Origin of the sequence: Lentzea kristufekii (genome assembly GCF_033949925.1) — a bacterium.
GTDB classification, from domain to species: domain Bacteria; phylum Actinomycetota; class Actinomycetes; order Mycobacteriales; family Pseudonocardiaceae; genus Lentzea; species Lentzea kristufekii.
This window is the reverse complement of sequence record NZ_JAXAVV010000007.1, coordinates 263,607-277,375: the sequence shown is the minus strand read 5'-3', so window position 1 is coordinate 277,375 and position 13,769 is coordinate 263,607. Positions and strand designations below refer to the sequence as shown.

At 69.4% G+C, this 13,769-nt stretch carries 12 protein-coding genes; 5 read left to right on the top strand and 7 right to left on the bottom strand.

Annotated elements, in window-relative coordinates; translation table 11 throughout:
* Window positions 1–30: 30 nt before the first annotated feature.
* Window positions 31–411 (bottom strand): hypothetical protein, encoded by a 381-nt coding sequence (locus SK571_RS16955; protein WP_319985046.1) that lies wholly within the window; start codon window positions 409–411, stop codon window positions 31–33.
* A 422-nt stretch (window positions 412–833) separates the two neighbouring features.
* Window positions 834–1,595: an ESX secretion-associated protein EspG gene (locus SK571_RS16950; RefSeq protein WP_319985045.1), complete on the bottom strand. Its 762-nt coding sequence runs from the start codon at window positions 1,593–1,595 to the stop codon at window positions 834–836.
* Window positions 1,596–1,975: 380 nt separating this feature from the next.
* On the opposite strand from SK571_RS16950, the gene SK571_RS16945 reads away from it, so the two are divergent.
* A complete protein-coding gene (locus SK571_RS16945) occupies window positions 1,976–3,553 on the top strand; it encodes an MFS transporter (protein WP_319985044.1) in 1,578 nt (525 codons plus the stop codon).
* A 114-nt stretch (window positions 3,554–3,667) separates the two neighbouring features.
* Entirely contained in the window at window positions 3,668–5,005 is a 1,338-nt protein-coding gene (locus tag SK571_RS16940; protein ID WP_319985043.1) for a collagenase, read from the top strand.
* On the opposite strand, the gene SK571_RS16935 is transcribed toward SK571_RS16940, so the two are convergent.
* The 3 genes from SK571_RS16935 to SK571_RS16925 are packed head-to-tail and all read right to left on the bottom strand — an operon-like array spanning window position 4,994 to window position 7,375.
* Window positions 4,994–5,938, bottom strand: a complete 945-nt coding sequence (locus tag SK571_RS16935; protein WP_319985042.1) for a LysR family transcriptional regulator — start codon at window positions 5,936–5,938, stop codon at window positions 4,994–4,996. The genes SK571_RS16940 and SK571_RS16935 overlap by 12 nt on opposite strands.
* 21 nt (window positions 5,939–5,959) lie before the next feature.
* Entirely contained in the window at window positions 5,960–6,853 is an 894-nt protein-coding gene (locus SK571_RS16930; protein WP_319985041.1) for a hypothetical protein, read from the bottom strand.
* A 3-nt stretch (window positions 6,854–6,856) separates the two neighbouring features.
* Window positions 6,857–7,375 (bottom strand): hypothetical protein, encoded by a 519-nt coding sequence (locus SK571_RS16925; RefSeq protein ID WP_319985040.1) that lies wholly within the window; start codon window positions 7,373–7,375, stop codon window positions 6,857–6,859.
* 174 nt (window positions 7,376–7,549) lie between these two features.
* On the opposite strand from SK571_RS16925, the gene SK571_RS16920 reads away from it, so the two are divergent.
* On the top strand, window positions 7,550–8,926 hold the full coding sequence (locus SK571_RS16920; RefSeq protein WP_319985115.1) for an aminopeptidase P family protein: 1,377 nt from the start codon (window positions 7,550–7,552) through the stop codon (window positions 8,924–8,926).
* Here SK571_RS16920 and glpK (SK571_RS16915) read toward each other — a convergent pair.
* Window positions 8,923–10,416, bottom strand: coding sequence for a glycerol kinase GlpK (gene glpK / locus SK571_RS16915; protein WP_319985114.1), 1,494 nt, complete (start codon window positions 10,414–10,416; stop codon window positions 8,923–8,925). The genes SK571_RS16920 and glpK (SK571_RS16915) overlap by 4 nt on opposite strands.
* Before the next feature lie 25 nt (window positions 10,417–10,441).
* A complete protein-coding gene (locus SK571_RS16910; RefSeq protein WP_319985039.1) occupies window positions 10,442–11,206 on the bottom strand; it encodes an IclR family transcriptional regulator in 765 nt (254 codons plus the stop codon).
* A 243-nt stretch (window positions 11,207–11,449) separates the two neighbouring features.
* On the opposite strand from SK571_RS16910, the gene SK571_RS16905 reads away from it, so the two are divergent.
* On the top strand, window positions 11,450–12,205 hold the full coding sequence (locus tag SK571_RS16905; RefSeq protein ID WP_090064073.1) for an MIP/aquaporin family protein: 756 nt from the start codon (window positions 11,450–11,452) through the stop codon (window positions 12,203–12,205).
* Between the two features lie 27 nt (window positions 12,206–12,232).
* Window positions 12,233–13,750 carry a glycerol kinase GlpK gene (gene glpK / locus SK571_RS16900; RefSeq protein ID WP_319985038.1) on the top strand — a complete coding sequence of 506 codons (1,518 nt, stop codon included), beginning with the start codon at window positions 12,233–12,235 and terminating at the stop codon, window positions 13,748–13,750.
* Window positions 13,751–13,769: the final 19 nt, after the last annotated feature.

Genomic DNA, 13,769 nt, shown 5'->3' with positions numbered 1-13,769 from the left:
CTCACTCCGTTGGATCAGCTGGCCACGAGATCAGCTGTTACCCATGTGCTTCTTCAGTTCGGCCTGCTGTTCCTCGTCGAGCTTGGTGAAGTTCTCGATCGCCTCGACGATGGAGTTCTTCGTCTGCTCCAGAACCGTGCGGTAGGCGGTCATGACGCTGACGAACGAGTACTGCTCACCCTCGGCACGATGGGTGAACTTGTCGCGCATCTTGTCGCCGACCGGGTTCGCACCGAGCGGCGCCGGGCGGGCGATGCTCGTGTTGGCGCGCTCGATCCAGGAGTCGACCTGGTCGATCTGGGCCTGGAACTGCTTGCGTAGTTCCTCGCCCGCGTCCGGGTCGATCTGCACCTGACCCGAGCTGACGGTGTCCCCGAGCGGGACAGCGTCTTTGTCACCGACGATGTACATGCGGGCAGTATCGGGTGTCTTTTGGCGCAATGCTCACTTTGTGGCGCGCGAGTTACCAATTGAGACCGGGCTTCACAATGCGTTGCCACGGACCGAAACGGGCCACTAACAGGTGAACGTCGTGTAACGGCGTGATCGTTTGCGCTGGTTGTGGGAGCGCTCTCGGGGTGTTGCCCGTTCGGGCTCTCGATCTCTGTTCACATCCCTGGAACGGCCCTTGATCTGGGGCTGTTGTGACCCAAATCACACAGGCGATTCACGGGAATTTAGGGCTCTCTTGAGGTACGTCACCAGCTGGTTCGGCGTTCACCGGATCGGCTGAATCTTGGGACTGGCACAAGAGCGCGGGCGCACTCCGGAGAGTACGCCCGTCTTGCCCGTTTTGGATCATTGTTGTGCGCTGGGACGCACCACGTTCACCTTCAGGCCAGCACCGCGTCGATCCGCGTCGCGATCCGGTCGTTGTCGGTGGGCGACAGGCTGAGCCAACCGTCGGAGCGCACCATCAGGTAACGGCCCTGGTGGGTGTCGAACCAGTTGATCACCACGTCGGCGCGGTGCCGTCCGTGCGTGACGCCGAACTGGCCACCCGCGACCCGGTTCTGCGCCAGCTCGTCCATCTGCCGTGCGTCCTGTGCGGACAGCCCGGCCTTCAGCAGCGCCTCGCGGTCGTCCAGCTCCTCGTCGGCCGCGCCCCACGGGTCCTCGGAGTCCTCCTCCTGCTCGGCCTCCTGCAGTGCGACCGCCTGCTGCAAGGTCTCCAGCCGCACGGACAGCGCGCTGCCGGGGCCCGCCACTCCCTCGGGCAGCACCCGGACGATCTCGCGGGCGAGTGCGGTCGCCCTGATCTCCGAGAGGCCGACGTTCTCCCCGTCGATGACGGCGAGAACGGCCTGGTCCCCGCTGGACGCGGCCAGTGCCCGCACCGTCCGGTCGAGCCCGGCGACGGCGTCCACGGACACCTCGTGGTCGCCGAGCACCCGCAGCAGGTCCTCCAGCCGCGCGTCGTCGGCGATGCCGCGCCGGCGCAGGCCGGCGATCGTCTGCTCCTGCAGGTTCTTGACGTCCTGCTCGGTCGCTCCTTCGCTGGGCACGTCGAGCGGGTACGGCATTCTGCCGAGCCGCAGCGTCTGCCACAGCACCTCGAACTCGCGGGTCGACAGCAAGTACTCGGGCGTGATCACGAGTGCTCGGAACCTTTCTGCTCTGCCTGCTTTGCGCGCAGTATCAAGCAGAATTGGGGCAACCGTTCACCATCGAGGGAATACGTACCCGGTTGAGACGAATGTTCACAATCCGTCGTGGTCCGATGAATCGGGCAGTTTCCGGGCGGTCGCCGGCCGGGCGAACGCTTGTTTTCCCAGGTTCCGAGAGCGCTTTCAGGACCTGAACAGGGCGGACGCGCGACGCCCGTTCACACGTCCACGACGGCCGGATCGACAGGTCGAGTGTGACCCAAATCACTTAGCATGGGGAAGTGTGTTTCTCTTGATGACTTCAGTGTTGACCGAAGTCACTGGTCGGGTGTTCGGCACCGCACATCCGCGGATGTGAAGATCGGCGGGTGACCATCTCCTCGTGGGCACCCCTGCGCCGCAACGCGTTCCGTGCGTTGTGGCTCGCCCAGTTCGCCTCCAACATCGGTACGTGGGCGCAGACCGTCGGCGCCCAGTGGCTCATGGGCGACCTGGGCGGCAGCGCCCTGCAGGTCGCGCTCGTCCAGACCGCCACGACGTTGCCGGTGTTCCTGCTCGTGGTGCCGTCCGGGGCGCTGGGCGACATCCTCGACCGGCGCCTGGTGCTGATCGCCGGCCAGGCGCTGATGCTGGCAGGCGCGGGCGGGCTGATGTTGCTCGCGGGCACCGGCAGGGCCACACCGGCGAGCCTGCTCGGGTTGCTCGCGCTGATGGCGATCGGACAGGCGTTGTCGATGCCGTCGTTCCAGGCGATCCAGCCGGAACTGGTGTCGCGCGAGGAGATTCCGCAGGCCGCGCTTCTCAACGGCGTCAACATGAACGTCGGTCGCGCGATCGGGCCCGCGCTCGGCGGGTTGCTGATCGCGCTGGCGGGGCCGGAGGCGACGTTCGCGTTCAACACGGTGAGCTTCCTCGGCGTGCTGATCGTGCTCGCGCGGTGGAAGCGGCCGTCGGACCACCGTCCGCTCGGCGCGGAGCACATCACGACCGCGATGCGGACGGGCGCGCGGTACGTGGCCAGTTCGCCGCTGTTCCGGCGCGTGCTCACGCGGCTGACGTTGTTCATCGTGTTCGGCAGCGGGTTGTGGGCGCTGCTGCCGGCGATCGCGCGCGGCCCGCTGCGGCTCGACGCCAGCGGGTACGGCGTGTTGCTCGGCAGCGTCGGGGCCGGGGCGATCGGTGGCGCGTTCGTGGTGCCGAAGCTGTTGCAGCGCATGAGCAAGAACCGGATGGTCCTGCTCGCGACGTTCGTCTACGCGGGGGCGACGAGCACGGCGGTGCTGACGCAGAGCTTCGCGCTGGTGATCGTGGCGATGTTGCTGACGGGGGCCTGCTGGATCGCCACCCTCTCGACGTTCAACGCCACCGCCCAGGTCCTGCTGCCCGCGTGGACACGAGCGCGGGCGCTGGCCTACTACCAGCTGATCCTCATGGGCGGGCAGGCGCTGGGCGCGGTCGTGTGGGGTGCCATCGCGGACGCGTACAGCCTCGAGGCGGCCATGATCGTGCCCGCGGTGGCGATGGTCGTGCTGGCGCTCCTGGCGACCAGGTGGCTGCCGCTGAACGACCGGCCGCTCGACGTCAGCCCGGCCACGTACTGGGAGGAGCCGCCGGAGATCACCGACAGCGAAGCCGGCCCGGTGCTGGTCACGGTGGAGTGGCCGGTGGCGCCGGAGAACGAGGACGCTTTCATCGACGCCATGCAGCGCGTCGGCCGCGCCCGCAGGCGCACCGGGGCGACGATGTGGGGGCTGTTCCGGGACACCGAGCAGCCCGAGACGTTCCTGGAGACCTTCACCGTGGCGACGTGGCAGGAGCACCTGCGCCAGCACGTCGAACGCGGCACCGTCGTGGACCAGCAGAACCAGGACACGGCGCGTGCGCTGGCCAAGGGACCCGCGCACGTGCGGCACCTGCTGTTCGCGGAACCGACGAAGCCGGAGTAGCCCGGTTGTCGTGAGTGCTTTCCATAGCAGCGCGCTATGTGCGGAAGGGATGATCGCGAGGCCGCGGCCGGTGTGACGCTCGGGGACACCTCGAACCCTGCGGAGGACACCCTGATGAGATCACTCGCCCTGGTCCTGGCCCTGCTGGCCGGGTTGCTGGCCCCTGCCGCGGCGCAGGCCGCCGCTCCCGGCACGCCGAACAGCCCGCTGCTGCCACCCGCCGTCGCCAGGACCATCCTGCACCCCGCGCCCGACTCGACCATCTACACCGCGATCGCCGACTACCCGGCCGAACTGCGCGCGTTGACCCGCGTGCTCGACACCTACACCAGTGCCGACGACGCGGCCGTGCACGCCGGAATGCTCTTGCTCTACTACGGCCACGCCCAGTCTGAATTCCTCGCCGCGGTGCGGGCCGAGCCGGAGATCCTGCGGGCGCTGCGCCGGTTCGTGGTGGGACACCTGGACCTCTTCGGCACCGACCGGCAGTACCTCGTCCAGAACGCGACGCGTGAGCTGGGCAGGTTCTTGCAGCACAACGACATCGCGCCGCTGGTCCGCCCGTTGCTCGCGGACCTGGCTTCGCGCGGGGACGTCGTCGGCCGGCTCGCCCCGATGTGGGTGGGCGTCGCGGAGATGGTCGACTGGTACGACAAGGCGAACTGCCGCCGGTACGGCACGTGCGACTTCCGCGCGAAGATCGACCGCCGCGTCCTCACCGTCCGGCACACCTGCAGCGCCACGCTGAAGATCCGCGCCCAGCAGCTCACCCGGACCCAGCTGCGCCAGACCTGCGCGTCGCTCGCCGGCCAGGACGCGGCGTTCCACCGCGTCGTGCGCGATCCGGGACCCGTTGCCGGTGACCAGAACACGTCGCTGGAGGTCGTCGTCTTCAACACCGGCAACGACTACCGGACTTACGCCGGTGTGCTGTTCGACATCTCCACCAACAACGGCGGCATGTACCTCGAGGGCGACCCGGCGCTGAACCAGGCGCGGTTCATCGCGCACGAGGCCGACTGGCTGCCCACGTTCGCGATCTGGAACCTCAACCACGAGTACACCCACTACCTCGACGGCCGGTTCGACATGCACGGCGACTTCGAGGAGAACATGACCACACCGACGGTGTGGTGGATCGAGGGCTTCGCCGAGTACCTCTCGTACAGCTACCGGGGCGAGGTCCACACCGACGCACTGGCCGAGGCGAAGAAGCAGACGTACGCGCTGAGCACGTTGTTCGACACCACCTACGACCACGACGCCAAGCGGGTCTACAACTGGGGCTACCTGGCCGTCAGGTACCTCCTGGAGAAGCACCCGGCCGACGTCGCGGAGGTGCTGGCGGACTACCGGGCAGGGGACTGGGCGGGGGCCAGGGACCACCTGACGCGGGTGATCGGCACCCGCTACGACTCCGGCTGGTACACGTGGCTGGGCTCAGTCGGCTGAGGTGAGGGCCGCGCCCCGTTCCTCCCACCAGGGCCGGAACACCGGGCTGGCCAGCGCCTGATCCGAATACGCGCCCAGCACCTCGGCGAACACGCGGCTGGCCTGACTCCAGGTCAGCCGCTCCCGCCGCCACGCGAACACCAGCCTCATCCGCATCGGCGCCCCCGCCAGCGGCCGCACCGCCACCCCCGGACCACCCTGCGACGTCGGCTCGACCAGCTGCACCGCCTTGCCCGCCGCGATCAGCTGACGGCCCGCGCCGCTCGGCATCTCGAACCGGATCCGCGGCACGAACCCCACCGCCCGGCACGCCGCGCGCAGTGCCGTCAGTGAGCCGTCCTCGGCACCCGGCGGCCCGATCCACGCCTCCCCGGCGAGGTCCGCGAGTTCCACCACGTCCTGCGAGGCGAGCCGGTGAGCAGCGGGAACGGCGATGTACACCGGAACCCACGGCACGACGATCCGCTGCGCCACCCCGCGCGGTAGTCCGAGGTCGCCCTCCTCGTCGACCGCGATCACCGCCGCGTCGAGGTGGCCGTTCGCCAGCGCCAGCGCCAGCCCCGTCGAGGAGGGGTCGACCACGAGCGTGATGTCGTCCAGCGCCTCCTCCAGCCGCGAGTAGAGCGCCGGGACGCACTCCATGTGCACGGACCCGAACCGGACGGGCCCGCCGCGTGTCGCCGTGTCCGAGCCGAACGCCTCCAGCTCCACCAGCAGCAACCTGGCCCGTTGCAGCATCTGCGTGCCGAGCGGCGTGGGAACGGTGCCGGAGCGGCCGCGGTCGAAGAGCGTGCCGCCGACCATGCGCTCGACCCGCTGGAGCAGGGTGGTGAGCGACGGCTGGGAGATGCCGAGCTGCGTGGCCGCCCTGGACAGGCTGCCCGCGTCACCGATGGCGCAGATCGCCCGGAGGTGCCGAATCTCCAGTTCCATAGGGCGAGGCTATACGCGAGCTCAGCAGCCGCGGTCGCGCTGGGCGCCCGGCGGAGAGAACTCCAGGCGCACGTCCCCCGAGCGCGGCAGCACCAGGGCGACGCCGTCGAGCCTGTTCCAGCCCTTCGGCAGCAGGAAGCTCTGGCCGCCCGACTGCAGCACCAGGACCAGGCCGTCGTAGCGGAACCGGTAGGCCGAGTCCGGCGCCGTGCACGGTGTCGTGGTGACGCCCGGTGCCCGGATCCCGAGGTCCTTGGAACTGAACACGACCGTCTCCGGCATCGTGCGGAGCTTGGTCTCGTACTCGTACCCCCTGGCCTCGCCGACCGCCGCCGAGTAGTCGTTGACCGCCCAGAACAGGCCGATGCTCGCGAGCACGAAGGTCAACGTCCACTGGATCACCGGCACGACGCCGGCGGCCTGCTTGCCGGACAGCGACGTGTGCAGGTGCTCCGCCACGGGGAACAGGACCACGCCCAGCGCCACGCACACACCCGGCAGGCCCGCCGCCCTGTGGAACAGGCCGGGCGCCGCTAGACCGGCGAGACCGGCCAGCACGAGCAGCAAGCCGAGTGACACCAGCACCGGGACGGCCCGCCGCGTCAGGACGCGCCACGTCCTCGGCGCCAGCGCGGAGCGCAGGAAGCGGTAGCCCCAGAGCACCCCCAGGCCCGCGGCCGCCAGCACGGTCAGCGGGACGAACATGCCGTCCGCGCTGCGGATCAGGTAGTCCGACGCGGTCAGGCCCAGCACCGAGTAGTGCACGCCGAACCACTCGCAGAAGAACAACGCGTGCCGGGTGCCGAAGAAGAACAGCAGCGCGGTCAGCACGGTGGTCGGCGCGAGGACGGAACCGAAGACCCGCAACGCCCTGGACGGCGCCTCGTCCTTCGGCCGCGCGGGTGCGGCGCGCACGGCTCAGCCCCCGGAGCACAGGTCGTTGGTGACCCGGAACGTGATCGTGCCGCCCTCGTGCAGGGGATCGGGCACCGAGATGCCGCCGGGGACGATGAAGCAGTCGTCGGTGAGCTCACTGGCCGGGTCGATGACCAGCGCGTGTCCCACGCACAACGTCTGGCCGGGGCACACCTCGGCGACCTGCCCCTGGATCCGGCCCCAGCTCGCGGGGAAGAACTGCGCGTCCTGCTGCTCGATCGACCCGCGCAGGCCGGCCGGGAGCACCCAGCGGTCCGGGGGTTTCGGCGGTGGTGGCGGCTTCGTCGTGGTGGTGCGAGGTGGTTTCGGAGGTGTGTTCGTCGTGGTCGTGGGAGCGACGACCTTGCTCGTGGTCGTGGGAGCGACGACGTCGGCGGTGGTCGTGGCCGCGCTGGTCGACGTGGACGTGACCTCCGGCTGCGGGGCGCGAGGCGGTGGCGGTTGACCGCAGGCCGTGAGCGCGGCGGCGGCCACGAGACAGGTGAGGGTCAGAGGGTTCATGGCGATGCCTCCTCCTGTAGGAAGAGCGCTGCGGCCGTCCGGTGGATACACCTTCCCGTCTTCCATAGCGCGAAGCTATGGCCATCTGGGATTGGCGGGACCCCAACGGGTGCGGGAAGGGTGGAGCGGAGGACTACTCCGGAAGGACCTGAATTGGCTCGGACACGCCGCGACATGGCGAAACTGGTGGACGCGGACGGTTTCCGCTCGTACATCCGCGACGGCTGGGGTGAGTGGGACAGCTCCGTCGACCTGCCCGAGGGCACGGCGGAGGCGGCCGCGGCTCATCGCGCCAGGCTCACCGCGGCGCTGCCCGGCAAGCGGATCGCGCTGGCCGCCGGGCGCGCGCACGTGCGGTCCAACGACACGTTCCACGAGTTCCGCGCCGACAGCGACTTCGTGTGGCTGACCGGCTGCCAGGTCGAGGGCGCCGTGCTGGTGCTGAGCGGCGACGACGCCACGCTGTTCGTGCCGGTCCCGAGCGAGACCCACAGCGTCGACTTCTTCGGTGACGCCGACCGCAGCCCGTTCTGGATCGGCGCCGCAGCCGGCCCGAAGGAGTGGGGCCACGCCCTCGGCATCACGGCCCGGCCGCTGGAGGACCTCGCGAACGCCCTGCGCGGCCGCCACCCCGAGACGCTCGTCGCCAAGGGCGTCGACCCGCTGCTCGACGCGCTGACCGGCTCGCACAGCGACGAGCTGCGCACCGTGCTCGCCGAGCTGCGCCGGATCAAGGACGACTGGGAGATCGACCAGCTCCGCCAGGCCGTCGACGCGTCGGTCAAGGGCTTCGCCGACGTCGCCATGGAGCTCGGCCAGGCCGTGCGCGGCGGGGGAGAGCGCTGGCTGCAGGGCACGTTCGACCGCCGCGCCCGCACCGAGGGCAAGGGCCCCGGCTACACCTCGATCGTCGCCGCCGGCCCGCACGCCCCGGTCCTGCACTGGACGCGCTGCGACGGCCGCGTGAACGACGCCGACCTGCTGCTGCTCGACGCCGGCGTCGAGATGAACTCCCTCTACACCGCCGACGTCACCCGCACGTTCCCGGTCAGCGGCGAGTTCAGCGAGCCGCAGCGCCAGGTGTACGACCTCGTGCTGAAGTCGCACGTCGCCGCGCTCGCGGAAGTGCGGCCGGGCAACGACTACAGCGCGTTCCACCACACCGCGATGCGCGTGCTCGCCGAGGGCCTGCACGACTGGGGCCTGCTGCCGGTCAGCGTCGACAAGGCGCTCGACCCGTCCGGACAGCACCACCGCCGTTACATCGTCTGCGGTACCGGGCACTTCCTCGGCCTCGACGTGCACGACTGCGCCGACGCCCGCCAGGAGACCTACCAGCAGGGCATCCTGGAGCGCGGCATGGCGCTCACGGTCGAGCCCGGCCTGTACTTCCACCCCAACGACGAGACGCTGCCGCCGGAGCTGCGCGGCATCGGCGTGCGCATCGAGGACGACCTGGTCGTCACCTCGACCGGCGCGGACGTCCTGTCCGACGCGCTGCCGATCGAGACCGACGACGTCGCCGCGTGGGTGCGGAAGCAACGTTCCTAATTGGACGGAGTGGAGCGGGCCCACGCGAACGTGAGTTCCACGGCCCGCTTCCAGTTCGCGTACTCGTCCTCGCGGTGCCGGGCGTCCATCGCCGGGTTCCACCGCGCGGCCAGGTGCCAGTTCCTCCGCAACCCTTCCAGGTCAGGCCAGTACCCCGCGGCCAGACCGGCGGCGTACGCGGCGCCCAGCGACACGGTCTCCGCCACCAGCGGCCGCATCACCGGGATGTCCAGCACGTCCGCGAGGAACTGCATCAGGAGGTGGTCGGCGGTCATCCCGCCGTCCACCTTCAACACCGGCGTCGGCACCCCGAGGTCGGCGTTCATCGCGTCGACCACCTCGCGCGTCTGCCAGCCCGTCGCCTCCAGCACCGCCCGCGCCAGGTGGCCCTTGTTGATGTACGACGTCAGCCCCACGACGAGCCCGCGCGCCTGCGAGAGCCAGTGCGGCGCGAAGAGCCCCGAGAACGCCGGCACGATGTAGCAGCCGCCGTTGTCCTTCACCGTGCGCGCGAGGGTCTCGATCTCCGGCGCGCTGTGGATCAGCCCCAGGTTGTCGCGGAACCACTGCACCAGCGACCCTGCCACGGCGATCGACCCCTCCAGCGCGTACGCCGGTTCGCCGCCGATCTGGTAGCCGATCGTCGTCAGCAGCCCGTGCTTCGACCGCACCAGCTCGGTGCCGGTGTTCATCAGCAGGAACCCGCCGGTGCCGTACGTGCCCTTGATCGACCCCTTCTCGAAGCAGGTCTGCCCGAACAGCGCCGCGTGCTGGTCACCCAGGGCGGCGGTGATCGAGATGCCCGGCACCACGCGGGTCGTGACACCGCTGATCTCGGTCGACGGCCGGATCTCCGGCAGCATCGACGACGGCACGCCGAAGAACTCCAGCAGCATCGGATCCCATTGCCGCGTCGAGAGGTTCATCAGCATCGTCCGCGACGCGTTGGTCACGTCCGTGACGTGCAGACCGCCGCTGACGCCGCCGGTGAGGTTCCAGATCAGCCAGGTGTCCATGGTGCCGAACAGGACGTCGCCGCGTTCGGCCTTCGCGCGCAGCCCGGCCACGTTGTCGAGCATCCACCGCAGCGACGGCGCCGAGAAGTACGTGGCGAGCGGCAGGCCGCAGCGGTCGCGGACCTCCTCGATGCCCTGCTTCTTCCCGAGCTCGGTGACGAGGTCCTCGGTCCGGATGTCCTCCCAGACGATCGCGCGTCCGATCGGGACACCCGTGTGCCGGTCCCACAGCACGAACGTCTCGCGCTGGTTCGTGATGCCCATCGCGACGACCTGCTCGGCCGTGATCCCCGCCTGCCGCAACGCCTGCGGCACGATCCGGTCGACGTTGCGCCAGATCTCCACGGCGTCCTGCTCGACCCAGCCCGGCCGCGGGTGGTACTGCCGGTGCTCGCGCTGGGCGACCGCGACGAGGCGGGCGTTCTGGTCGAACACGATGCAGCGCGTCGACGTCGTGCCCTGGTCGATCGCCATTACGAACCGTTGCACGGCGAGCCCTTCAGTTCTCGTCGACGAGCGAAGTGGTGACCGCCTCGGCGGCCTGCACGACCTGACGCACCAGCGTCGCACGCGGACGGCCCGCCGAGTCGCACAGGCGGTCCGCGGCACCCGAGATCCCGATCGCGCCGATCACCAGCCCGCCGGGAATCCGGATCGGCGCGGCGATGCTCGCCTCGCCCGGCATGTACTCCTCGGCCTCGCCGGCCCAGCCCTGCCCGCGCACCTCGGTCAGCACGCGCTCCAGCATCTGGGTGCGCGTGATCGTCCTGCGCGTCAACGACGTGAGCTCCCGCCGGCGTGCGGCCGCAGACAGGTCCGGGTCGTAGGCGAGCAGCACCTTGCCGAGCGCGGTGGCGTGCAACGGCAGCATGGCGCCGATGCCGAGTGTTTGCACAGAGTCATCAGGACGGAACACGTGGTGCACGACGAGCACGGCGCCGTCGTGGTGCATGCCGATCCGCACCTCCTGGCCGGACCGCGCGGCGAGCGTGTCCGCCCAGTTGATCGATCGAGAACGCAGCTCGTTCGCGTCGAGGTAGGACGTTCCCAGGTGCAGCAGCGCGGCACCGAGCCGGTATCGCCCGGTCGTGTGGTCCTGCTCGACGAACTCGACCCGTTGCAGCGTACGGAGAATCCCGTGCGCGGTACCCCGCGCGAGACCGAGCGAGTCGGCTATCTCCGTGAGACCGTGGTGGCCGGAGCCACGCGCCAAAAGCCGCAGCACGGCTGCGGCGCGTTCGATCGACTGGATGGGTCCCGGCACGCGAGAAACGTAATTGAGACGACCCGTGTCGGCAATGTCGAACAGCTAGGGCGGCCATCGGCGCAGGAAACAGGCCTGAAACGCCTTGTCTGCGCGCAGCGTGACCACTCGGTCACACCTTCGTGGGTCACAGGTGTCGACATTGTCGAAACGTGCCTGTTGAGCAGGCGTGACGTGGCTCATTACGTTCCGCCTCAATCACCACGTGGTGATCAGCCGTTCAAGGACGAATGGGAGGCCAGCGTGGGTCTCGGGACAGTGTTCCTCAGCGAGGTGCTCGGTACGGGCATCTTGCTGTTGCTGGGTGCGGGTGTGGTGGCCAACGTGCTGCTCGCCAAGTCGAAGGGCTTCGACGGCGGCTGGCTGTTGATCAACTTCGGCTGGGGCCTCGGTGTCTTCGCCGGTGTCTACATCGCTTACAAGTCGGGCGCGCACCTCAACCCCGCCGTGACGATCGGCATCCTCACCAGTGGCGCGGACGAGTTCGCACCCGGTGTACCGGTCGGCGTGGGCTCGACGCTCGTCTACTTCGCCGGTGAGATGCTCGGCGCGTTCCTCGGTGCCGTGCTCGCGTGGCTCGCGTACAAGCCGCACTTCGACGAGACGCCCGACGAGGGCCTCAAGCTCGCGGTCTTCTCCACCGGCCCGGCGATCCGCAGCTACACCTGGAACCTGGTGTGCGAGATCATCGGCACGTTCGTCCTGGTCTTCGTGGTCCTCGCGCTCGGCAAGACGCCGACCCAGCTCGGCCCGCTGGCCGTGGCCATGCTCGTCGTCGGCATCGGTGCGTCTCTCGGTGGCCCCACCGGCTACGCGATCAACCCCGCCCGCGACCTCGGCCCGCGCATCGCCCACGCGCTGCTTCCCCTGTCCTACAAGGGCACCGACGGTGAAGCGGTGGGCAAGAAGGACTCCGACTGGAGCTACTCCTGGGTGCCGGTCGTGGGCCCGATCATCGGCGGCGCGCTCGCCGGTGTCATCGCCTCGCTCGCGTTCTGATCTGACCATCCGGAAAGGACAGTTTCGATGACGCAGTACGTTCTCGCCGTCGACCAGGGCACGACCAGCACGCGGGCGATCATCTTCGACCACAGCGGCTCCATCGTCGCCGTGGGCCAGAAGGAGCACGAGCAGATCTTCCCGCGTGCCGGCTGGGTCGAGCACAACCCGGTGGAGATCTCCGAGAACACCCGGTTCGTGATCGGCCAGGCGCTGTCCACGGCCGACCTGAACACCGGTGACCTCGCCGCCGTGGGCATCACCAACCAGCGCGAGACCGCGGTGGTGTGGGACAAGAACACCGGCGAGCCGGTCTACAACGCGATCGTCTGGCAGGACACCCGCACCCAGTCGATCGTCGAGGAGCTCGGCGCCCTCGGTGGCGGTGCCGACCGTTACAAGGCGAAGGTCGGCCTGCCGCTGGCGACCTACTTCTCCGGCCCCAAGATCCGCTGGATCCTCGACAACGTCGAGGGCGCCCGCGAGCGTGCCGAGGCCGGCGACCTGCTGTTCGGCAACACCGACACGTGGACGCTGTGGAACCTCACCGGCGGACCCAACGGCGGTGTGCACGCAACCGACGTCACCAACGCGTCGCGGACCATGCTGATGGACCTCGACACGCTGCAGTGGGACGCCGAGATCGCCGCCGACATGGGCATCCCGCTGTCCATGCTGCCGGAGATCCGTTCCTCCTCCGAGGTCTACGGCACCGGCGGCCCCGGCGGCGTGCTCAAGGGCGTGCCGATCGCGGGCATCCTCGGCGACCAGCAGGCCGCGACGTTCGGCCAGGTCTGCTACGAGCCCGGCACCGCGAAGAACACCTACGGCACCGGCAACTTCATGTTGCTCAACACCGGTACCGAGAAGGTCGCCTCGAAGAACGGTCTGCTCACGACCGTCTGCTACAAGATCGGCGACGAGGCCCCCGTCTACGCCCTCGAGGGTTCGATCGCGGTCACCGGCTCGCTGGTGCAGTGGCTGCGCGACAACCTCGGCATCATCGGCTCGGCCGCGGAGATCGAGACCCTGGCCAAGACGGTGGACGACAACGGTGGCGCGTACTTCGTGCCGGCGTTCTCCGGTCTGTTCGCGCCGTACTGGCGAGCGGACGCCCGTGGTGCCGTCGTCGGCCTGACCCGGTTCGTCAACAAGGGTCACCTGGCGCGGGCCGTGCTGGAGGCGACGGCGTTCCAGACCCGCGAGGTGCTGGACGCGATGAACGCCGACTCCGGTGTGCCGCTGACCGAGCTGAAGGTCGACGGCGGCATGGTCGCGAACGAGCTGCTGATGCAGTTCCAGGCGGACGTGCTGGACGTGCCGGTCGTGCGTCCCGTGGTCGCCGAGACGACCGCTCTCGGTGCCGCGTACGCCGCCGGTCTGGCCGTCGGCTACTGGTCCGGGCTCGACGAGCTGCGCGCCAACTGGGCCGAGGACAAGCGCTGGACGCCGGAGCTCGACTCCGACGAGCGCGAGCGCGAGTACCGCAACTGGAAGAAGGCCGTCACCAAGTCGTTCGACTGGGTCGACGCCGACGTCCGCTGACTTCTTTCTTTAGGGAGCT

What these genes read in the sequence shown, in the direction of transcription:
- SK571_RS16935 (WP_319985042.1), bottom strand. Translation starts at nt 5,938, where the DNA reads ATGGAACTGGAGATTCGGCACCTCCGGGCGATCTGCGCCATCGGTGAC.
- SK571_RS16940 (WP_319985043.1), top strand. Translation starts at nt 3,668, where the DNA reads ATGAGATCACTCGCCCTGGTCCTGGCCCTGCTGGCCGGGTTGCTGGCC.
- SK571_RS16955 (WP_319985046.1), bottom strand. Translation starts at nt 411, where the DNA reads ATGTACATCGTCGGTGACAAAGACGCTGTCCCGCTCGGGGACACCGTC.
- SK571_RS16925 (WP_319985040.1), bottom strand. Translation starts at nt 7,375, where the DNA reads ATGAACCCTCTGACCCTCACCTGTCTCGTGGCCGCCGCCGCGCTCACG.
- glpK (WP_319985038.1), top strand. Translation starts at nt 12,233, where the DNA reads ATGACGCAGTACGTTCTCGCCGTCGACCAGGGCACGACCAGCACGCGG.
- SK571_RS16920 (WP_319985115.1), top strand. Translation starts at nt 7,550, where the DNA reads ATGGCGAAACTGGTGGACGCGGACGGTTTCCGCTCGTACATCCGCGAC.
- glpK (WP_319985114.1), bottom strand. Translation starts at nt 10,416, where the DNA reads ATGGCGATCGACCAGGGCACGACGTCGACGCGCTGCATCGTGTTCGAC.